The sequence below is a fragment of the Streptomyces sp. NBC_00193 genome, from assembly GCF_026342735.1.
GTDB lineage: Bacteria > Actinomycetota > Actinomycetes > Streptomycetales > Streptomycetaceae > Streptomyces > Streptomyces stoeckheimensis.
On record NZ_JAPEMM010000001.1, the window covers coordinates 4,790,837 to 4,811,018 of the forward strand.

The 20,182-nt window shown below is 73.1% G+C and carries 16 protein-coding genes; 10 read left to right on the forward strand and 6 right to left on the reverse strand.

The window, feature by feature from the left end:
• Positions 1 to 257: 257 nt before the first annotated feature.
• Together gltB and OG898_RS21305 are read left to right on the forward strand one after the other, a co-directional pair.
• A complete protein-coding gene (gene gltB, locus OG898_RS21300; protein WP_266960362.1) occupies positions 258 to 4,799 on the forward strand; it encodes a glutamate synthase large subunit in 4,542 nt (1,513 codons plus the stop codon).
• The gene (locus tag OG898_RS21305) at positions 4,792 to 6,252 is read left to right on the forward strand and encodes a glutamate synthase subunit beta (protein WP_250744911.1); all 1,461 of its coding nucleotides are present in this window, start codon (positions 4,792 to 4,794) and stop codon (positions 6,250 to 6,252) included. Before gltB ends, OG898_RS21305 begins: the two co-directional genes overlap by 8 nt.
• 220 nt (positions 6,253 to 6,472) lie before the next feature.
• Here OG898_RS21305 and OG898_RS21310 read toward each other — a convergent pair whose 3' ends face one another.
• Positions 6,473 to 7,255 carry a GntR family transcriptional regulator gene (locus OG898_RS21310; protein ID WP_250744912.1) on the reverse strand — a complete coding sequence of 261 codons (783 nt, stop codon included), beginning with the start codon at positions 7,253 to 7,255 and terminating at the stop codon, positions 6,473 to 6,475.
• Positions 7,252 to 7,800 (reverse strand): GntR family transcriptional regulator, encoded by a 549-nt coding sequence (locus OG898_RS21315; protein ID WP_250744913.1) that lies wholly within the window; start codon positions 7,798 to 7,800, stop codon positions 7,252 to 7,254. The genes OG898_RS21310 and OG898_RS21315 overlap by 4 nt, the downstream gene beginning before the upstream one ends.
• A gap of 148 nt (positions 7,801 to 7,948) precedes the next feature.
• Here OG898_RS21315 and OG898_RS21320 point away from each other — a divergent pair, with 148 nt between their 5' ends.
• From OG898_RS21320 to OG898_RS21330, 3 genes are all read left to right on the forward strand, one after another.
• Entirely contained in the window at positions 7,949 to 8,323 is a 375-nt protein-coding gene (locus OG898_RS21320) for an ATP-binding protein (protein ID WP_266958656.1), read from the forward strand.
• A 408-nt stretch (positions 8,324 to 8,731) separates the two neighbouring features.
• A complete protein-coding gene (locus OG898_RS21325; RefSeq protein WP_266958658.1) occupies positions 8,732 to 11,293 on the forward strand; it encodes a molybdopterin-dependent oxidoreductase in 2,562 nt (853 codons plus the stop codon).
• Positions 11,290 to 12,252: a xanthine dehydrogenase family protein subunit M gene (locus OG898_RS21330; protein WP_250744917.1), complete on the forward strand. Its 963-nt coding sequence runs from the start codon at positions 11,290 to 11,292 to the stop codon at positions 12,250 to 12,252. Before OG898_RS21325 ends, OG898_RS21330 begins: the two co-directional genes overlap by 4 nt.
• 42 nt (positions 12,253 to 12,294) lie before the next feature.
• Here the strand turns inward: OG898_RS21330 and OG898_RS21335 are convergent, their stop codons facing one another.
• Positions 12,295 to 13,224 carry a GlxA family transcriptional regulator gene (locus OG898_RS21335; RefSeq protein ID WP_266960364.1) on the reverse strand — a complete coding sequence of 310 codons (930 nt, stop codon included), beginning with the start codon at positions 13,222 to 13,224 and terminating at the stop codon, positions 12,295 to 12,297.
• Positions 13,225 to 13,437: 213 nt separating this feature from the next.
• Between OG898_RS21335 and OG898_RS21340 the strand changes: the two genes are divergently transcribed.
• From OG898_RS21340 to OG898_RS21350, 3 genes are all read left to right on the forward strand, one after another.
• The gene (locus OG898_RS21340; RefSeq protein WP_266958661.1) at positions 13,438 to 14,367 is read left to right on the forward strand and encodes an NAD-dependent epimerase/dehydratase family protein; all 930 of its coding nucleotides are present in this window, start codon (positions 13,438 to 13,440) and stop codon (positions 14,365 to 14,367) included.
• Between the two features lie 100 nt (positions 14,368 to 14,467).
• The gene (locus OG898_RS21345; RefSeq protein WP_266958663.1) at positions 14,468 to 14,692 is read left to right on the forward strand and encodes a hypothetical protein; all 225 of its coding nucleotides are present in this window, start codon (positions 14,468 to 14,470) and stop codon (positions 14,690 to 14,692) included.
• Complete coding sequence (locus tag OG898_RS21350; RefSeq protein ID WP_266958665.1) at positions 14,689 to 15,777, forward strand: hypothetical protein; 1,089 nt, start codon at positions 14,689 to 14,691, stop codon at positions 15,775 to 15,777. Before OG898_RS21345 ends, OG898_RS21350 begins: the two co-directional genes overlap by 4 nt.
• Positions 15,778 to 15,805: 28 nt before the next feature.
• Here the strand turns inward: OG898_RS21350 and OG898_RS21355 are convergent, their stop codons facing one another.
• The 3 genes from OG898_RS21355 to OG898_RS21365 all read right to left on the reverse strand — a co-directional run bounded on the left by OG898_RS21355 (position 15,806) and on the right by OG898_RS21365 (position 17,933).
• Positions 15,806 to 16,663 (reverse strand): SDR family oxidoreductase, encoded by an 858-nt coding sequence (locus OG898_RS21355; RefSeq protein WP_266958667.1) that lies wholly within the window; start codon positions 16,661 to 16,663, stop codon positions 15,806 to 15,808.
• Complete coding sequence (locus tag OG898_RS21360; RefSeq protein WP_250744923.1) at positions 16,660 to 17,385, reverse strand: SgcJ/EcaC family oxidoreductase; 726 nt, start codon at positions 17,383 to 17,385, stop codon at positions 16,660 to 16,662. Before OG898_RS21360 ends, OG898_RS21355 begins: the two co-directional genes overlap by 4 nt.
• Positions 17,386 to 17,465: 80 nt before the next feature.
• Entirely contained in the window at positions 17,466 to 17,933 is a 468-nt protein-coding gene (locus OG898_RS21365; protein ID WP_250744924.1) for an SgcJ/EcaC family oxidoreductase, read from the reverse strand.
• A gap of 95 nt (positions 17,934 to 18,028) precedes the next feature.
• Here OG898_RS21365 and OG898_RS21370 point away from each other — a divergent pair, with 95 nt between their 5' ends.
• Both OG898_RS21370 and OG898_RS21375 read left to right on the forward strand, forming a co-directional pair.
• Positions 18,029 to 18,523 carry a MarR family winged helix-turn-helix transcriptional regulator gene (locus OG898_RS21370; protein ID WP_250744925.1) on the forward strand — a complete coding sequence of 165 codons (495 nt, stop codon included), beginning with the start codon at positions 18,029 to 18,031 and terminating at the stop codon, positions 18,521 to 18,523.
• Positions 18,524 to 18,638: 115 nt separating this feature from the next.
• On the forward strand, positions 18,639 to 20,147 hold the full coding sequence (locus OG898_RS21375) for a DUF1906 domain-containing protein (protein ID WP_266958670.1): 1,509 nt from the start codon (positions 18,639 to 18,641) through the stop codon (positions 20,145 to 20,147).
• The last annotated feature ends 35 nt before the right edge of the window (positions 20,148 to 20,182 follow it).

The following is a 20,182-nucleotide window of genomic DNA, read 5'->3' on the forward strand; positions in this document are numbered from 1 at the left end:
ACCGGGACCTTCGTCCCGTGTCCCGATGGCAGGACACCTGCGAAAGTCCCCTCTTGTCTGCTCCGTGCAGTGTCCGCATGCTGGAATGACATATCCGCTTCGCGGGATTGTCGTCATCATGTAATCTGCACGAAATTTCGCAGAGGGCCAACGTCGTCCCTCGGCTATGCACATATGCCACGACGACGACGGGAGAGCCGATGCGTTCCGCATCCACGCACTCCGCGACCGGCCTCAGCAACACCGCCTGGTCGCCCATGGACGGTCGCCCCGCCCAGCAGGGCATGTACGACCCGCGCAACGAGCACGACGCCTGTGGCGTCGGCTTTGTGGCCAACCTCACCGGCGAGGCCAGCCACACGCTGGTCGAGCAGGCGCTGACCGTATTGCGGAACCTCGAGCACCGAGGCGCCACCGGATCCGAGCCCGACTCGGGCGACGGCGCCGGCATCCTCTCCCAGGTCCCGGACGCGTTCCTGCGCGAGGCAGCCGGTTTCGACCTTCCCGAGGCCGGCGCGTACGCCGTCGGCATCGCCTTCCTCCCCGCCGACGGCACCGCACAGGCCGTCGCCGTGGAGCAGATCGAGGCCATCGCCGCCGAGGAGAACCTGACGGTTCTCGGCTGGCGCGAGGTCCCGGTCACCCCCGACCTGCTCGGCAACGGCGCCCGCGCCACCATGCCGGCCTTCTCGCAGCTGTTCGTCAGCAACGGGACCACGGGCATCGAGCTGGACCGCAAGGCCTTCGTGCTGCGCAAGCGCGCCGAGCGCGAGGCCGGGGTCTACTTCCCGTCGCTCTCCGCCCGCACGATCGTCTACAAGGGCATGCTGACCACCGGCCAGCTGGAGCCCTTCTTCCCGGACCTCTCCGACCGCCGCTTCGCCTCCGCGATCGCGCTGGTCCACTCCCGGTTCTCGACGAACACCTTCCCGTCGTGGCCGCTGGCCCACCCGTACCGCTTCGTCGCGCACAACGGCGAGATCAACACGGTCAAGGGCAACCGGAACTGGATGCGGGCCCGCGAGTCCCAGCTGGCCTCCGGCCTCTTCGGCGAGGGCGCCCTCGAGCGCATCTTCCCGATCTGCACCCCGGACGCCTCCGACTCGGCCTCCTTCGACGAGGTCCTGGAGCTGCTCCACCTCGGCGGCCGGTCCCTCCCGCACAGCGTGCTGATGATGATCCCGGAGGCGTGGGAGAACCACACCTCCATGTCGCCGGCCCGCCGCGCGTTCTACAAGTACCACTCCACGCAGATGGAGCCGTGGGACGGCCCCGCCTGCGTCACCTTCACCGACGGCACCCAGGTCGGCGCGGTCCTCGACCGCAACGGTCTGCGCCCCGGCCGCTACTGGGTCACCGACGACGACTTCGTCGTGCTCTCCTCCGAGGTCGGCGTCCTGGACATCGACCCGGCCAAGGTCGTCCGCAAGGGCCGCCTGCAGCCCGGCAAGATGTTCCTCGTCGACACCGCCCAGAAGCGGATCATCGAAGACGACGAGATCAAGGACGCGCTGGCCACCGAGCACCCGTACGCCGAATGGCTGGAGACGGGCGAGATCGAGCTGACGGACCTGCCCGAGCGTGAGCACATCGTGCACACCCACGCCTCGGTCACCCGCCGCCAGCAGACCTTCGGCTACACCGAGGAAGAGCTCCGCGTCATCCTCGCGCCGATGGCCCGTACCGCCGGCGAGCCGCTCGGCTCCATGGGTACGGACTCCCCGATCGCGGCCCTGTCCGAGCGCCCCCGGCTGCTCTTCGACTACTTCACCCAGCTGTTCGCGCAGGTCACCAACCCGCCGCTGGACGCCATCCGCGAGGAGCTCGTCACCTCGCTGCTGTCCTCGCTCGGCCCGCAGGGCAACCTGCTGGAGCCGACCGCCGCGTCCTGCCGCAGCGTCACGCTGCCGTTCCCGGTGATCGACAACGACGAGCTGGCCAAGCTCATCCACGTCAACGCCGACGGCGACATGCCGGGCATGAAGGCCGCCACCCTCTCGGGCCTGTACCGGGTCTCGGGCGGCGGCGCGGCCCTGGCCGCCCGCCTCGAGGAGATCCGCGGCGAGGTCGACGCGGCCATCGAGAACGGCGCGCACCTGATCGTCCTCTCGGACCGTCACTCCGACGCCGAGCACGCGCCGATCCCGTCGCTGCTGCTCACCTCCGCCGTGCACCACCACCTCATCGCCACCAAGCAGCGCACCCAGGTGGGTCTGCTGGTCGAGGCCGGCGACGTCCGCGAGGTCCACCACGTCGCGCTGCTCATCGGCTACGGTGCCGCGGCCGTCAACCCGTACCTCGCCATGGAGTCCGTCGAGGACCTCCTGCGCGCCGGTACCTTCCTGTCCGGCCTGGAGCCGGAGCAGGCCATCAAGAACCTGATCTACGCGCTCGGCAAGGGCGTCCTGAAGGTCATGTCCAAGATGGGCATCTCCACCGTCGCCTCCTACCGCGGCGCGCAGGTCTTCGAGGCCGTCGGCCTGAACGAGGAGTTCGTCGCCGCGTACTTCGCGGGCACCGCCACCAAGATCGGCGGCGCCGGCCTGGACGTCATCGCCAAGGAGGTGGCCGCGCGCCACACCAAGGCGTACCCGGCCTCCGGCATCGCGGCCACGCACCGCGCGCTGGAGATCGGCGGCGAGTACCAGTGGCGCCGCGAGGGCGAGCCGCACCTGTTCGACCCGGACACGGTCTTCCGCCTGCAGCACGCCACGCGCAACCGCCGGTACGACATCTTCAAGCAGTACACGGACCGGGTGAACGAGCAGTCCGAGCGCCTCATGACGCTCCGCGGCCTGTTCGGCTTCAAGACGGAGGACCGTCCGTCGATCTCCATCGACGAGGTCGAGTCGGTCGCCGACATCGTCAAGCGCTTCTCCACCGGCGCCATGTCGTACGGCTCCATCTCCAAGGAGGCGCACGAGACCCTCGCCATCGCCATGAACCAGTTGGGCGCCAAGTCCAACACCGGTGAGGGCGGCGAGGACCCGGACCGCCTGTACGACCCGGCGCGCCGCTCCTCCATCAAGCAGGTCGCCTCCGGCCGCTTCGGTGTCACGAGCGAGTACCTGGTCAACGCGGACGACATCCAGATCAAGATGGCGCAGGGTGCCAAGCCCGGCGAGGGCGGCCAGCTGCCCGGCCACAAGGTCTACCCGTGGGTCGCCAAGACCCGGCACTCCACCCCGGGCGTCGGCCTGATCTCCCCGCCGCCGCACCACGACATCTACTCCATCGAGGACCTGGCTCAGCTGATCCACGACCTCAAGAACGCCAACCCGGTCGCCCGCATCCACGTGAAGCTGGTCTCCGAGGTCGGCGTGGGTACGGTCGCCGCGGGTGTCTCCAAGGCCCACGCGGACGTCGTCCTCATCTCCGGCCACGACGGCGGTACGGGTGCCTCCCCGCTCACCTCGCTGAAGCACGCGGGCGGTCCCTGGGAGCTCGGCCTCGCCGAGACCCAGCAGACCCTGCTGCTCAACGGGCTGCGCGACCGCATCGTGGTCCAGACGGACGGCCAGCTCAAGACGGGCCGCGACGTCATCATCGCCGCGCTGCTCGGCGCCGAGGAGTTCGGTTTCGCGACCGCGCCGCTCGTCGTCTCCGGCTGCGTCATGATGCGCGTCTGCCACCTGGACACCTGCCCGGTCGGCATCGCCACGCAGAACCCGGTCCTGCGCGACCGCTTCTCCGGCAAGCCCGAGTTCGTCGTCAACTTCTTCGAGTTCATCGCGGAGGAGGTGCGCGAGCTCCTCGCCGAGCTGGGCTTCCGCACGATCGAGGAGGCCGTCGGCCACGCCGAGCTCCTCGACACCAGCAAGGCCGTCACGCACTGGAAGGCGCAGGGTCTCGACCTGGAGCCGCTCTTCTACGTGCCGGAGCTGCCCGAGGGCGCGGTCCGCCACGCCGTGATCGAGCAGGACCACGGTCTGGAGAAGGCGCTCGACAACGAGCTCATCCGCCTCGCCGCGGACGCGCTGAACGCCGACTCGGCCGAGACCGCACAGCCGGTCCGCGCCCAGGTCGCGATCCGCAACATCAACCGCACGGTCGGCACCATGCTCGGCCACGAGGTCACGAAGAAGTTCGGTGGCGCGGGCCTGCCCGACAACACCATCGACCTGACCTTCACCGGTTCCGCCGGCCAGTCCTTCGGCGCCTTCCTGCCGAAGGGCGTGACCCTCCGCCTGGAGGGCGACGCCAACGACTACGTCGGCAAGGGCCTCTCCGGCGGCCGCGTCGTGGTCCGTCCCGACCGCGGCGCCGACCACCTGGCCGAGTACTCGACCATCGCGGGCAACACGATCGGCTACGGCGCCACCGGCGGCGAGCTGTTCCTGCGCGGCCGCACCGGCGAGCGCTTCTGCGTCCGCAACTCCGGCGCCCTGGTCGTCTCGGAAGGCGTGGGCGACCACGGCTGCGAGTACATGACCGGCGGCACGGCGGTCGTCCTCGGCGAGACGGGCCGCAACTTCGCGGCGGGCATGTCGGGCGGCGTCGCGTACGTCATCGACCTCGACCCGAACAACGTCAACGTCGGCAACACGGGCGCGGTCGAGGCCCTCTCCGACACGGATGCGCAGTGGCTGCACGATGTGGTGCGCCGCCACGAGGAGGAGACCGGCTCGACCGTGGCCGCGAAGCTCCTGGCTGACTGGACCGCCTCGGCGGCCCGCTTCAGCAAGATCATCCCGACCACGTACAAGGCAGTGCTCGCCGCCAAGGACGCCGCTGAGCTCGCCGGACTCTCCGAGTCCGAGACCACGGAGAAGATGATGGAGGCGGCGACCAATGGCTGACCCGAAGGGCTTCCTCACCACCCCGCGCGAGACCGCCTGCACCCGTCCTGTGGCCGAGCGCCTCAAGGACTGGAACGAGGTCTACGTTCCGGGCTCGCTGCTGCCGATCATCAGCAAGCAGGCCGGCCGCTGCATGGACTGCGGCATCCCGTTCTGCCACAACGGCTGCCCGCTCGGGAACCTGATCCCCGAGTGGAACGACTTCGCGTACCGCGAGGACTGGACCGCCGCCTCCGAGCGCCTGCACGCCACGAACAACTTCCCGGAGTTCACCGGGCGGCTGTGCCCGGCGCCGTGTGAGTCCGCCTGCGTGCTCGGCATCAACCAGCCGGCCGTCACCATCAAGAACGTCGAAGTCTCGATCATCGACAAGGCGTGGGACAACGGCGACGTCACCCCGCAGGCGCCCGAGCGCCTGTCGGGCAAGACGGCCGCGGTCATCGGCTCCGGCCCGGCGGGTCTCGCCGCGGCCCAGCAGCTGACCCGGGCCGGCCACACCGTGGTGGTGTACGAGCGCGCCGACCGCATCGGCGGGCTGCTGCGCTACGGCATCCCCGAGTTCAAGATGGAGAAGGTGCACATCAACCGCCGCATCGAGCAGATGCGCGCGGAGGGCACCAAGTTCCGTACCGGCGTCGAGGTCGGCCGCGACATCACCGCCACCGACCTGCGCAAGCGGTTCGACGCGGTGGTCATCGCGGCGGGCGCGACCGTCTCCCGCGACCTGCCGGTCCCGGGCCGCGACCTCAAGGGCATCCACTTCGCGATGGAGTACCTGCCCCTCGCGAACAAGGTCCAGGAGGGCGACTTCATGGCGCCCCCCATCACGGCCGAGGGCAAGCACGTGGTCGTCATCGGCGGCGGCGACACCGGCGCGGACTGCGTGGGCACCGCCCACCGCCAGGGCGCGGCCTCGGTCACGCAGCTGGAGATCATGCCGCGTCCGTCCGAGGACCGGCCCGCGGGCCAGCCCTGGCCGACGTTCCCCATGCTGTACAAGGTCACCTCTGCTCACGAGGAGGGCGGCGAGCGGATCTACTCCGTCTCCACCACCCACTTCGAGGGCGACGAGGACGGCAACGTCCAGGCCCTCCACCTGGTCGAGGTCGCCTTCGAGGACGGCAAGCTCGTCCAGAAGCCCGGCACCGAGCGCGTCCTCCCCGCGCAGCTGGTCACCCTGGCGATGGGCTTCACCGGCACCGACCAGGAGAACGGCCTCACGGCCCAGTTCGGCCTGGCGATGGACGCCCGCGGCAACATCGAGCGCGACGCCTCCTACGCGACCAACGTCGACGGCGTCTTCGTCGCCGGCGACGCCGGCCGCGGCCAGTCGCTGATCGTCTGGGCCATCGCGGAGGGCCGCTCGGCCGCCCGCGGCGTGGACCGCTTCCTGACCGGCACCAGCGCCCTCCCGTACCCGGTCAAGCCGACGGACCGCTCGATCACCGTCTGATTCTCCACGCCGTGCTCGCACCGCTCGGCCGCAGGCGGCCTCCCGGGCTTCGCCCGGCTGCGCCGGCCTCCGGCCGTCGGAGCGGCGGCTGAGATCTCTGCGGTACCCCCGGCCCCGGCCGGGACCCCTCATACGGTCCGTACAACGAAGTACGGCACTCGACACAACGCCCGCCACGTCCCCGACCAGGGGTGGCGGGCGTTGTGGCGTTTCGGGGCGGTCAGGCTTCGGGGGTGAACTCGTACTGGAGCTCGTACAGATGGCCCGCCTTCACCATCACGGTGACCTCGATCGGTCGCCCGTCCTCGCCGTACACCGTACGGAGGGTCCGCAGGACGGGCAGGTCGCCGGGCAGCCGTAGGGCGGTGTACTGCTCCTGCGTCGCGACCCGGGCGGAGAGCCGGTCCACGCTGCGGAGGGGTGCGAAGCCGAGCTCCGTCAGCAGGGTCGGAGTGCCGCCCCGGATCCGGCGGGGCTCCGCGAGTGCCGTGCCGCGTGCGAGCTCCGGCGGGTAGTACGAGCTCACCAGCTCGGCGGGTTCGTCCTCGATGGTGATCAGCTGGCGCCTGCACACGGCCGGGCTGCCCTCCGGGAGACCGAGCGCGGCCGCGACATCACCGATGAGGGGCACCTCCTCCACCGCCAGCAGGGTGCTGTGCGCCGGGCGGGCCGGTTCCGATGCTTCGGCGAGCCACGGGTAGGCCGCCCCGTCCGCGGCCGGTGCGAGGGAGCCTGCCGGGCGAACGGTCCGCTGCCGGGTGTCCCGTACGGTCACTGCCGCGCCGGCCCGGCCCACGGCCAGGCCTTCGTCCTTGAGGAGCTGGACGGCCTTCTGGATCGTTGCGTTGGAAGCATCGAACCGGGATTTCAGCCGTGAGGTCGAAGGCAGCTTCGATCCCGGTGCGAGGTTGCCGCTCATGATCTCGTCCCGCAGGTCGGCCGCGATGCGGGCGTGGAGCGGACGGGGGTCGGAGCCCGCGGTTTCGGAACTGGACAGGGTCATGCGACCTCGATGTCGATCTCGTACCGCAACTGCTGGCGCCCGGCAGGCATGACCATCACGTCGGCCTGAATCGGTCGGCCTGCCGAGTCGTAAGTCGTACGGGCGAGTTGGAGGACCGGCTCGACCGGCCCGAGTCGCAGGTGCTCCCGCTCCTCGGGGCCGGGCATCCGCGCCGTCACGTTCTCGACGGCTCGTGCGCCGATGTGTCCGAGCGTTGCCAGCAGGGTCACTGCGCCGCCTCGGATCTTCGCCGTTCCGGCCAGAGGGGTGCCCGCGGCGATGTCGGCAGGGTAGTAGGTGTCGGTCAATTCGGTTGGCTCACCGTCGAGTTCGATGATCCGGCGGCGGGTGACGACGGTCTCCCCGGTCGGGAGGCCGAGCATCCCGGCGACTTCGGTCGGAGCGCCGACCTCGCCGGCGTGCAGGATGCGCTGCGCGCCGCGGCGACCTGCGGCCTCGGCCTCGGCGGTCCAGGCATCCGAGCTGCCGGTGGCGCGAGGGGTCAGGTACGGCATCGACGTGCTGGTCCATCCGCTGCCGCTCACGCTGCCTCCTGAGTGTCTGTCGCTCTGCCGGTCCCCACGTTAAGCGACACCTCTGTGCTATCCCAGCCTCGCAAACCTTGCTGCTTTTCGCGAATAGCGATACGTTCTGTATGGCCTTGGAAGCTCAGCGTTAAGGCGGTGGGGTGCTATGTCCTTGTCCCGGCAGCAGCGGTTCCCTCGGGCCCGTGCCTCGGTGCGCGCGGCCCGTCAGTTCGTGGGCGACACGCTTGGTGAGTGGGGTGTGTCCGAGCGGCGGGACGACATACGGCTCTGCGTCTCCGAGCTCGCCACGAACGCAGTTCTTCACGGGGTCCCGCTGGGGCGGGAGTTCTCCGTGCGTCTGGAGTGGGAAGGCGGGATCGTGACGATCGAGGTGCGCGACAGCGGTCCGGGTCGCCCCGTCGTGAAGCAGCCCGACCTCGGTGCCCGGAGCGGCCGGGGGCTTTGGCTGGTGGACGAGCTCGCGGACGAATTCCGGATCCGTGACGAGCGGGTGGGCAAGACGGTCTGGGCCGGGTCGTAGTTCGGACCGACGCCTTCGATCGGCAGCAGGTCGCCTGGACGCGCTCCAGGTACTCGATGACGTCGGAGTGGTTCCGGCGGCTGCGGAGATGGGCGAAGCCGTAAGCGGGCACCACGGGGCTCCTTCGTTCCGGGGGTGAGCGATGACCGCGAACGTAGTCGAGGTCGGCTGGGCGTTGTGATTACCCCCGAGGTAGTGGCCGTGAGGTCGAGGAGCGGGTGAGTGCGGCTCACGCTGCGTCCTCGGTATCCACCGGTCTGCCGTTCGCCGCGTCAGGTGCCCCCGGTGGGTGATCCCGCTGAGTGGGTGTGCCGGGCTGCGGGGAGGGTGGGGGCGGGTTATCAAGGGGGTGAAGGCGAGCCCGGGTGGTGTGGGGGTCGTCGCCCCCACGGTTGAGGAGTGCGTCTCGTGGAGTTCGAGGTCAATGGCGTCCCGTGTGCGGTGGACGTGGACGGTGATCCGGCCGCCGTGGAGGTGGTGCGCGAGCAGTTGGGGCTGACCGGCACCAAGCTGGTCTGCGCCGGCGGGGTGTGCGGGGCCTGCACGATCCAGGTCGACGGGGAGCCGCGGGTGGCGTGTCTGACGCCGGCGGCCCGGCTCGGCGGGCGGCGGGTGACGACGGTGGAAGGGCTGGCCGGTCACCCGGTCGGGCGTGCCTTCGCCGGTGAGGACGGCCTGCAGTGCGGTTACTGCACGCCCGGGTTCGTGGTCGAGGCGGCCGCGTTCTTCGAGCGGTGGCGGGCCGCGCACGGTCGGAGCAGGCCGGGGCGGGAGGAGATCGCCGAGGCGCTGGCCGGTCACCTGTGCCGGTGCGGGGCCTATGAGGGGATCTTCAGCGCCGTGGCCGCCGCCTGCGCGGGCGACTACGAGGGGGAGGCTGCGGCACCGCCGCGCGCCGAGGCTCCCGAGAAGGTCGACGGGTCGGCGCGGTACACCACCGATCAGCGGCCCGAGGGGCTGCTGGAGGGGGTGATCATCCGCTCGCCGCACGCGCATGCGTACGTACGGTCCCTGGAGGCCGGGGACGGGAAGCTGGTGCCGCTGCTGCCCCCCGACGGGGTGGTGCGGTACGTAGGGCAGCCGGTGGCGGCGGTTGCCGCGGGGGACCGGGCCTCCGCGCGGGCGGCCGCCGAGCGGGTCACCGTGGAGTACGAGGTGCTGCCGGCCGCCCTCGACGTGAGCCGGGCGCGGGCCGGCGAGGGGCCGCTGGTCTACGAGGACAAGGCGTCGCGGAAGCTGGCGCCCGGTTCGGGCGAGGCTCCGCAGCTGACGCCCGCCCGCTGGCGCGGCAACCGGCGGGGCCCGTCCGCCATGAGCAAGCGGCCCGCAACGGCCGTGCGCCGGATCACGGAGGCCCGTAGGAACAGCCCCGAGCGGGTGGTCGAGGGGCTGTTCACGACCGCCGCCCAGACCCACACCCCGCTCGAACCGCACGCCTGCCTGGCGGAGTGGGTCGACGGAGCCCTACACCTGGAGGTGTCCACGCAGTCGGTGAAGCAGGTGGCCGTACTCGCCGCCGAGCGCTTCGGCGTGCCCCTCGACCGGGTGGTGGCCCGGGCCGTCCACGTGGGCGGCGGCTTCGGCTGCAAGATGGGGCTGACCTCCGACGTGGTCGCCGCGGTGGAGCTGGCCCGGCTGCACGGCGCCCCGGTGCGGGTGGTGCTGGACCGGGACGAGGAGCTCGTCGACGGCGGGTACCGGCCCGGCACCCGGATCCGGCTGGCGATGGCCGCGGACGCCTCCGGGGAGCTGAGCGCGCTGGCCATGGACGCGGACACCGACGGCGGGGTCTCGGTGGGCGGCACCGTCGCCGCGCTGGCCCGGTTCATGTACGGCAAGGCCCCGCGCCGGCTACGGGACTTCGACACCGTCACCCACCGGCCGCCGGGCGCGCCCTTCCGCGGCCCGGGCGGACCCACGATGTGCTGGGCCCTGGAACAGGCCGTCGACGAGATGGCCCACCGGCTGGGAGAGGATCCGATCGCCCTGCGGCGCCGCTGGGACGGCAACCCGAAGCGCCATGCGCTGTACGACCTGGCCGCGGCCCTTCCGGCCTGGTCGGGCACCCGCGGCGGTACCGGACGCTTCCGCCGGGGCGTCGGCGTCGCGGCGGCCAACTGGCTGTACTTCCTCGACCCCGCCACCGAGGTCGAGCTCACCGTCGAGGACGGGATCGTCGTCGCCCGCTGCGCCGTGCAGGACATGGGCACCGGCTCGCGCACCGTACTGCGCCGGGCCGTCGCCGAAGGACTCGGCGTGCCGGAGGACAGGGTGCGGGCCGAGGTCGGGCACAGCGACGCCGCCCACGGCCCCACCTCCGGCGGCAGCCGCACCACGCCGTCGATCGTCCCCGCCGCCGCGGACGCAGCCGAACGGCTGCGCGACGCGCTCGGCGCCGGTGACGGCGACGTGGCCTCCCGGCTGGGCCTCGCGCAGGGCGTACGGGTCACCGGCCGGCGCACCCGGGACCACCGGGGTTTCGTGACCCCGCTCAACCTGACCATGGGAGGCGTGGCGATCGGCCGCGGCTTCACCGGATCGGTGCAGGTCGCCGAGGTGGAGGTGGACACCAGGCTCGGCCGGATCCGGCCGCTGCGGGTGTGGAGCGGCATCGCCGCGGGCCGCATCCACGAGGAGCGGCTCGCCCGCAGCCAGTGCGAGGGCGCCGTCGTCCAGGGCGTCGGCTACGCCCTGTTCGAGGAGCGGCGCACCGACCCGGCCACCGGCCGGGTGCTGACCGACAACCTGGAGGACTACCGCATCCCCGGCATCGGAGACACCCCCGAGATCACCGTCCACTTCCACCAGGAGGGCTTCGCACACGTCCCCGGCGGCGGAGTCGGCCTCGGGGAGATTTCCACCCTGCCGACCGCGGCCGCCCTGGCCAACGCGGTCCGCGATGCGACCGGCTGGCGCCCGTACGACATGCCCATCCGGCCCGACCGGCTCCTGGAAGGACTGGCCACGTGAGCACCGAGCCCACCCTCACCGACCTCTCGGCCGCCGTCCTGGCGCGCGGCGGGGAGCTGCGCGCCGGCGGCACCGACACCACCGCCCGGCAGCGCTCGGGCATCGCCCCGGGCCCGTTCACCGACCTCGACTCCGCGGGCAGCCTGCGCGGCTGTACGCCGCTGCCCGGCGGCGGGCTGCGGATCGGCGCCCTGACCACGCTCGCCGCGCTGGCCGGCGATCCGCGGGTGCGCTCCGGCTGGCCCGCCCTGGCGGTGTCCGCCGGGACCGCGGCGACCCCGCAGATCCGTGCCGCCGGCACCCTGGGCGGCAACCTGCTCCAGCGCAACCGCTGCTGGTACTACCGCAATCCGCACTTCAGCTGCCTCCAGAAGGGCGGCTCCGGCTGCCCCGCGCGCGAGGGCGACCACCACTTCGGAGTGGTCAGCGGCGACGGCCCGTGCGTCGCCCCGCACCCGTCGACCCTCGCGATGGCCCTGCTCACCTACGACGCAGGGGCCGAGGTCCACGGCGAATCACCGCGCCCGGTGGCCGAGTTGTACGGGGACGGCGACCGGCTCCACCGGGCCGACCACCTGCTGGCACCGGACCGCATCCTCACCGCGGTCCTGCTGCCGCCGCCGCTGCCCGGCGAACGGGCCGCCTGCCACCGGGCCACCGGTCGCGCCCACGGCGAATGGCCCCTGGTCGAGGCCACCGCCCGGCTCGCGCTCGACGGCGCGACCGTCACGCACGCCGCCGTCGCCGCGGGCGGGGTGGCACGGGTTCCGCTGCGGCTTCCGGAGGTGGAGGCCGCCCTGATCGGCCGCGAGGCCACCCCCGAGGTCCTTGCGGAGGCGGCCGCGACGGTGCTCGCCCGCTGCCGGCCGCTGCCGCAGACCGGCTACAAGACCACGCTGTTCCGCGACACCGTGCTGGAGGTGCTGGAGCGGGCCGCGGCCCCTGCCCCGACCGGCTAGCGCCGGTCCCGGCGAGGACGCGCAGGCGGCCGGGGTCCGGCCCTACGGCTGCCGCGCCCGCGCCGTGGCCCGGTAGACGGTCGGCGTGGAGCCCGTGCGGCGGACCAGGTGGGCGCGGAGGGAGTCGGCCGTGCCGAGGCCGCTGCGCGCGGCGACCTGGTCCATCGGGAGGGTGGTCGTCTCCAGGATCTCGCGGGCCCGGTGCAGGCGCTGGTGCAGGAGCCACTGCAGGGGGCTGAGACCCGTTTCCGAGCGGAAGCGGCGGGTCAGGGTGCGCACGCTCAGGCCCGCGTGCCGGGCCAGGTCGGCCAGAGCGGTCGGCTCGTGCAGGCGGGCCAGGGCCCAGGCGCGGGTCGCGGCGAGGGAGGTGCCGCGGTCGGCCGGGAGCGGGGTCTCGATGAACTGGGCCTGGCCGCCCGGCCGCACGGGGGCCGCGACCACCAGGCGGGCGGTGGCGTTCGCGACGGCGGCCCCGTAGTCGCAGCGCACCATGTGCAGGCACAGGTCGATCCCCGCGGAGAGCCCCGCCGAGGTCAGCACCCCGTCGTCCTCGACGAACAGCACGCCCGGCACGAGGTCGACCCCGGGGAAGCGCTCCCTGAACTCCTCCGACATGCTCCAGAAGGTCGTGGCGCTGCGGGAGTCGAGGAGACCGGCCTGGGCGAGGACGAACGCACCCGTGCAGATGGACGCGATGCGCCGGCCCTGCGAGGCCGCGGCCCGCAAGGCGTCCAGGACGCGCGGGTCGGCGCTGACCCGCGCGCCCGTCCCCGTCACGATCACCGTGTCGGCCCGCTCGATCGCCTCCAGGCCGTGGCGCACGACGACGTCGATGCCGATCGCCGCGGGGACGACGCCGGGGGTGGGCGTGCAGATCGTCACCTCGTAGGCCGGGTCCTCCCCGATCCGCGTCGCGCCGAAGACCACCTCCGGGATCGACAGGTCGAAGGTGGTCACCGGGGGGACCGCGATGACCGTCACGCGGTGCGGGCGGTGGGCCGCGGGAACGGGTGCGGGAGGAACGGGCGCAGGAGAAACGGGTGCGGGTGGAACGGGTGCAGGGGGAGTCGTCATGGCTCGAATCTCCGGATTGCCGTCATTCAGGCCACTACTGTACGGCGCCGCACCGAGCGAGGGTTGATCCATCGCGTGAACAACTCGCGCTCCAGGCAGGGGAGTACAGCCATGTCCGTGCACGTCGTCACCGGCGCCGGCCCGATCGGCACCGCCACCGCCCGCTTGCTCGCCGCGTCCGGCGAACGCGTCCGTGTCGTCACCCGCAGCGGCGGCGGGCCCGAGCACCCGCTCGTCGAGCGGGTCGCCGCCGACATCACCGACACCGACCGCCTCACCGAACTGCTCCGGGGCGCGCGCACCCTCTACAACGCGGCCGCCCCCGCGTACCAGGACTGGCGCACCGCCTTCCCGCCGCTGGCGGCCTCCCTGCTCACCGCCGCCGAGCGGACCGGCACGGATTACGTGATGCTGGGGAACCTCTACGGGTACGGACCGGTGGAGGGGCCCCTGACCCCCGGTCTGCCTCTGCGGCCGACCTCCGGCAAGGGGCGGGTGCGCACCGCGATGTGGGAGCAGGCCCTCGCCGCCCACGAGGCCGGGCGCGTGCGCGTCGCCGAGGTCCGGGGCAGCGACTACCTCGGGGCATCGGCGCTCTCGCTGTTCACCTGGACGGCCGTCCCGGCCGTGCTCGCGGGCACGGAGGCGGTGCTCCCGGTCGGCCTGGACGAGGCGCACGCCTGGTCCTACGTGGACGACGTGGCCCGTACCCTCATCGCCGTCGGCGGCCAGGAGGACGCCCGCGAGGGCGGCTGGGGCCGCGCCTGGCACGTGCCGTCCACCTCGGAGCTGTCCATCCGGGCCCTGGCCGGCCGGCTCGCCCGGGCCGCCGGTGCGCCGGACCCGCGGCTGCGGCGGATGACGCCCGGGGAGCTGGCCGAGCAGGTCGCCGGGGACCCGGTGACGGCCGAGATCCCGGAGATGGCGTACCTGTACGACAGGGCGCTGCGCGTCGACGCCTCCGAGACCGAGCACGTGCTCGGCGTACGGGCCACCGCGCTGGACCTCGTCCTCAAGGAGCTGGCGGAGCACGGGAGCTGATGCCCGCGGTCGGTCCTACCCGCGAGTATTGACTATTAGTCAATTCGGGCCCACGCTCGACGCGAGCCGTCGTGTCGTCTTTGGTGTGGGAGGTCGTCCCGTGCGTACAGATGAGGAACTGGGCCTTTTGACTGGTGAGTTGGGGGGTGTCCGGCCTCCCGCGTCGTTCGCGGAGCTGGACGCCGGGGAGCTCGCGCGGCTCGCCGGGGCGCTCAAAGCGGAGCGGGCGCGCCAGGCCGAAGGCCTGAACCAGGCCGCGGAGGAGGCGCTGGGGCTGGTCCCCGCCCTCGCCCGCGGGGCCGTGCGCAAGGTGCTGTTCCGGTGAGCCGCGCCGAAGTGGAGAAGATCGCCCGGCTGGTGGGCGCGGACGCCGGGGAGCTCGGCTTCCTGCGCGGGCTGCCGGACGAGGACGTACGGGCGTTCCGCGAGCAGGTCAGCGGAGTACTGAACGACGGCGCACCCGAGATGCTCGACCGGATCGCCGCCGCGACCAAGCTGGTCCCGGCCGGAGTGGCGGCCGCCATCTCGCAGAAGGCGCTCGGACCCCGGCTGGCCGCCGGGGTGGCCGGCCGGCTGGAGTCGGGCCGGGCCGCCGCCATCATCGAGAAGCTGCCCGTCGCCTTCACCGCCGAGGCCTGCGGACACCTGGACCCCCGGAAGATCTCCGGGATCGTCGACCGGCTCGACGAGGGGCTCGTCGTACGCATCGCCACCACCCTCGCCGAGAACCGCGACCACCTCACCATGGGCCGGTTCGTCGGCCACATGCGGGACCAGGTGCTCCGCCGGATCCTGGACCAGGTGGACGACGCGGCGGTGCTGCGCGCCGGCTTCTACGTCGACCAGCCCGAGCGACTGCCCCGGATCCTGGAGCTCATGGGCGACGACCGCCTCGGCGCGATCGTACGGGCCGCTGCCGCCGAGGGGCTCTGGGAGGAGGCCCTCGGCGTCGCCGCCATGGTCGGCGGCGACCAGCGGCTGCGGATCGCCGAACTCACGGCCCGCCTCGACGCGGCCGCGCTCGACTCGCTCGTACGCGTCACGCACGCCGAGGGGTTGTGGGAGTCCCTGCTCCCGCTCGTGGCACTGCTCGGCGAGGAGGACCGGCTCGCGGTGGCCCGGCTGGACTCCCTGCGGGACCCGCTCGTGCTGGCCGGAGTGGTACGGGCCGTGGTGGCGACCGCGCTGTGGGGAGCGTTCCTGCCGCTGGTCGGCGTACTGCCCGAGGAGGCGCGCAAGGTGGTGGCCGATGCCGCCGCCGGGCTGGGCGACGCGGAGCTCGACGGACTCGTGCGCGAGGTCGACAAGCAGGACCTGTGGGAACTGGTGCTGCCGCTCGTCGAGCTGATGGAGGAGTCGGGGAAGGAGCGGATCTTCGCCCTGCCCGCCTTCCAGGAACAGCGGGCGTAGCGGGAGCAGCGGGAGCGGCACCGGCGCGTTAGCGGCTGAGCAGGGTCAGCAGCGTGCGGCGCGGGAGCAGGCGGGCGGCGAGGACGAAGAGGGAGTTCGCACGCCCGGGGACGACGGTGGGGCGGGTGCTGCGCCGCTCCAGGGCGCGCAGGGCGGCGCGCACCACGGCCTCCGGGCTCTGGACCAGGGCGGCCGGAGCGTCCTGGTGCCGCCCGGGCGGGGATACGGGCGGGGGCGGGGCCGTGGACGTCGGCTCGGCCCCCGCCCCCGCCCCCGCCTCCGTTTCCGGCACGGGCACGGGCACCGGCACCGGCTCCGATTCCGGCTCGGTCCCGGTCCCCGGATCCGAGGCGGTGGGACCGGGGCAGAGGGCCATGACGTGCACGCCGCGGGGGCGCTGCTCGTGCCAGAGCGCTTCGGAGAAGGCGGTCACGAAGGCCTTGCCGGCGCTGTAGACGGCGAGGCCGGGGGAGGGGGCGCTGCCGAGGGTGGAGGAGACGTTGACGAGGGCGTCTCCGCGGCGGGCCCCGGAGAGGAAGGCGTGCGCCAGCGTGATGACGGCGTCGCAGCCCAGGTGGGTGGCGGCGAGGGCGTCCCGCGGGTCGGACCCGGCGAAGGGCCCGTGGTGGGCGGTGCCGGCGCTGTTGACCAGTAGGTTGACGGGGTGTCGGCGCAGCTCGGCGGCGACCAGCTCCTGCCCCTCGGGGGTGGACAGGTCGGCGGCCAGAGGGCGGTGGCCGGGTCCGAGCTCCTCCGCGAGGGCGCGCAGCCGCTCCTCGCCCCGGGCCACGAGGGTCACGGTCCAGCCGGCCCGGGCGAGTTCGCGGGCGAAGGCCCGCCCGATGCCCGAACTGGCCCCGGTGACCAGGGCGGTGCGGGCGGTCACTTCTCGGCTCCGGGCACCGTGCCGGGCGACAGCAGGAAGGACGCCCGCTCCATGACCGGCTGCCGCTGGGTGTTCTGGAACGCGGCGATCCGCCACTGTCCGTCGCTCTCGCGGGTCAGCGTGTACGTCTGGACCTTCGACAGCTCCGCCGGCCGCCCGCCCTCGTACGTGTCGCCGCGGCTGGTGACCACGGCCGCGTCGGGGCCGAGGAAGCGGATGCCCAGGATCGAGTCGGCCAGCTCGGTGCCCTTGACGAAGCCGCCGAAGAGGGCCCGGTGGGCCTCGGTGATGTCGCCGCGGCCCTGGTAGTGGGTGCCGACGTACGTCGTGTACGTGGCGTCCGGCGTGAAGAGGGCTCCGTACGCGTCGGCATCGGCGGCGCCCCAGGCCCCGGCGAGCGAGGCCAGCACGCCGCAGACGGCGTCGCGGTCGCCCGTACGGCCACCGGTGCCGGCCTCCGTGGCGGTGACGGCCGTGCAGGCGGCGGAGCCGGCGGCCTTGACCTCCGAGGTGGCGTCGAGCCACAGGTAGCCGCCGCCGGCCGTGAGGCCGAGGGCGAGCGCGGTGCCGATCAGGGCGCGCTTGAGGGTGCGTCGGCGGGAGCGGGGCGCGGGCGGGGCCGCCGGGTCGGCGCCCGGGCGGGCGTCCGGGCCCGTGCTCGGGGCGGTGGCGCGGTCGTCGGTGCGGGTGTCGGTCCGGGCGTCGGTGCTGACGGTGGTCATGCGGGATCTCCGTAAGTTCGTCGGGGTCGGGGTCGGGGTCGGGGTCGGTGTGGGGGTGGGCGCGGGGTCGCCGTGCACGGTCAGCGCTCGGCGGCCGGGACGAGGCCCGGGGCGAACCGGTAGGACACGGCCTCCATCAGGGGCTTGCGCTTGGTGTTCTGGAAGGCGGCGATCCGCCACGACCCGTCCTGTCCGCGGACGAGGGTGTACGTCTGGATCTTGGTGAGCTTCGCCGGGCGCTTGCCCTTGTGGGTGTCCCCGCGGCCGTTCACCACGGCCACGTCGGGCCCGTAGAAGCGGACGTCGAGGATCTCGTCCGCCAGCCGGGTGCCCTTGAGGAAGCCGGCGAAGAGGGTGCGGTGGCTGTCCGCGATGTCGCGGCGGCCCCGGTAGAAGGTGCCGACGTAGGTGATGTACGTGGCGTCCTCGGTGAACAGCTCGCCGTACGCCTCGGCGTCGTGGCGCTCCCAGGCTTCGACGAGCCGGTCGAGCACGGCCCGGACGGAGGCCGTGGCGGCGGCATGGGACTCGCTGGTGGGCTGCTGCATGACGGACCACTCCCCATTGGTTAGACTGAGGCAGATACTGAGCGAACACAGTATCTGCATGCGTGCAGATATGACGGTAGGAGGCGATCCCGAAAATGGCAACAGGTGGCGGCGTCCCGGACGCGCACACGACCTTCCGGCAGTACCTGGACGCCGTCGGGCTCCAGGGCCTGGCCAGCGCCGAGGCGGCCGGACTGCACACCTCCGAGTGGTACGCGCTCAGTCTCATCACCCTGGAAGGAGGGCTCTCCTCCGGCGAGCTCGCCACCCGCACCGGGTTGACGACGGGCGCGACGACCCGGCTCATCGACCGCCTCGAACGGGCCGGTTACGCCCGCCGGGCCGCCGATCCGGGGGACCGGCGCCGGGTCATCGTGGAGCCCGTACCGGACGCGCTGGACCGCATCGAGGGCGTGGTCGGACCGGCCCGCCGGCACATCGCGGCCGTGATCGGCTCCTACACCCCGGAGCAGCAGGCCCTGCTCTTCGACTACTTCGCCCGCGCCGCGCCCGCGTTCCGCGCGGCCACGGAGGAGATCCGCGGCGCCACCGCGCCCCGCCGGAGCAAGGGCCGCCCGGCGGCGGAGTAGAAAAGACGGCCCAGGGGGACCGGCCGCACTGCCGTGCGGCCGTCCCGTCAACAGGTGGCCGCGGGCTCTCGTGCCTCTGCGTCAACCTCCGGGCCTTCTGGTAACAGTGGGTCACATGCTCCCCTCCCACATGATGTTGAGCTGCCTGCTGGGCGCCGCGCTGCTCGCCCCCGTCCCCCTCGGCGCCGCCGACGGCCGCACCGGCACCGGCGGTGGTACCGCCGACGGCCGCACCGTCGACTACCGCGGGCTGCGCCTCACCGTCCCCGCCGACTGGCGGGTCGTCGACCTCGACCGCAACCCCGACGCCTGCCTGCGCCTCGACCTGCCCACCCTCTACCTCGGGCACGCCGGCGCCCAGGGCGAATGCGGAGCCGCCCGCGCCGCCGCCCCCCGCTCCGACACCCTGCACCTGGAGCCGCTCGACGGCGCCCCGCCGCGCGCCGACATCCCCACCGTCGGGGGCGACGAGGGCGACCCCCTGCCCAAGGTCCGGGGCGACAGCAACGAGATCCGCTACGCCCTGCGCCGCGCCGGGGTGATGGCCACCGTCTCCTACGCCTCCACCCCCGAGGCCGTCCGCGGGGTCCTCACCCGGGCCCGCTCCCTCGCACCCCCGGCCGCCCCCGGCCCGGTCCCCGTCGATCCGGTCGGCGTGGTCGGCGGGGGTTCCCGTACCACCGTCCAGACGCCCTTCACCGGCGAGGGCTTCGACGCCTGCACGGCCCCGACCCAGCGCACCATGAACGCCTGGCGGGCCGACTCGCCCTTCGGCGCCGTCGGCGTCTACATCGGCGGCCGCGCCCGCGCCTGCGCCCAGCCGCAGCTCACCGCGGGCTGGGTGAGCCGGCAGGCCGAGGCGGGCTGGCACCTCATGCCGATCTGGGTGGGCCCCCAGCCCTGGAACAGCTCCTCCACGGGGCTCTCCACCGACCCCTCCGAGGCCAACGAACAGGGCCGGGCCGAGGCCGAGGGCGCCGCCCACGCGGCCGCGGCGCTGGGCATGGCCGAGGGCACGGTCCTCTACAACGACCTGGAGAACTACACGGACCGCGCCACCTGGGACGCCCCGGTCGTCGCCTACCTCACGGCCTGGACGACCCGGCTCCACGAACTGGGCTACGGGGCCGCCGCCTACGTCGCGGCGAGCTCCGGTGCCAAGGCGCTGAGCGCCCACTACGACCAGGCCCCGGAGGCCATGCCCGACGTGCTGTGGGTGGCCCGCTGGAACGGCGCGGCCTCGGTCACCGACGCCGACCTGGGCCTGCCCGCCGGGACCGCCCGGTGGACGGGGGGCCGCCGCGCCCACCAGTTCCGGGGAGACCACGACGCCACGTACGGCGACGTGACGCTCAACATCGACCGGAGCTGGCTGGACGTCGGCGCCCAGACCCCGGCCCCCGCCAAGGCCCCGAAGACCCCGGGCAAGACCCAGAAGGCCCCCGCCAAGTCCCCGGCGAAGGCCTCGGCGAAGTCCCCGGCGAAGGCCTCGGCCAAATCCCCGGCCAAGGCCCCAGCCAAGGCCTCGCCCAACTCCCCGGCCCAGGCTCCCGCCAGGACGCCGGTCAAGGCCCCCGCCAAGACGCCCGGGGTCGTCCCGGCGAAGACCCCGGCCAGGGTCTAGGTGTTCTGTCCAGGGAGGTTGTGGACGGGTGATGC

Bases quoted from the DNA above. Each gene is read 5' to 3' on its own strand.
- OG898_RS21310 (WP_250744912.1), bottom strand. From the start codon at position 7,255: ATGACCCTGTCCAGTTCCGAAACCGCGGGCTCCGACCCCCGTCCGCTC.
- gltB (WP_266960362.1), top strand. From the start codon at position 258: ATGGACGGTCGCCCCGCCCAGCAGGGCATGTACGACCCGCGCAACGAG.
- OG898_RS21320 (WP_266958656.1), top strand. From the start codon at position 7,949: ATGTCCTTGTCCCGGCAGCAGCGGTTCCCTCGGGCCCGTGCCTCGGTG.
- OG898_RS21365 (WP_250744924.1), bottom strand. From the start codon at position 17,933: ATGCAGCAGCCCACCAGCGAGTCCCATGCCGCCGCCACGGCCTCCGTC.
- OG898_RS21370 (WP_250744925.1), top strand. From the start codon at position 18,029: ATGGCAACAGGTGGCGGCGTCCCGGACGCGCACACGACCTTCCGGCAG.
- OG898_RS21305 (WP_250744911.1), top strand. From the start codon at position 4,792: ATGGCTGACCCGAAGGGCTTCCTCACCACCCCGCGCGAGACCGCCTGC.
- OG898_RS21375 (WP_266958670.1), top strand. From the start codon at position 18,639: ATGCTCCCCTCCCACATGATGTTGAGCTGCCTGCTGGGCGCCGCGCTG.
- OG898_RS21360 (WP_250744923.1), bottom strand. From the start codon at position 17,385: ATGACCACCGTCAGCACCGACGCCCGGACCGACACCCGCACCGACGAC.
- OG898_RS21340 (WP_266958661.1), top strand. From the start codon at position 13,438: ATGTCCGTGCACGTCGTCACCGGCGCCGGCCCGATCGGCACCGCCACC.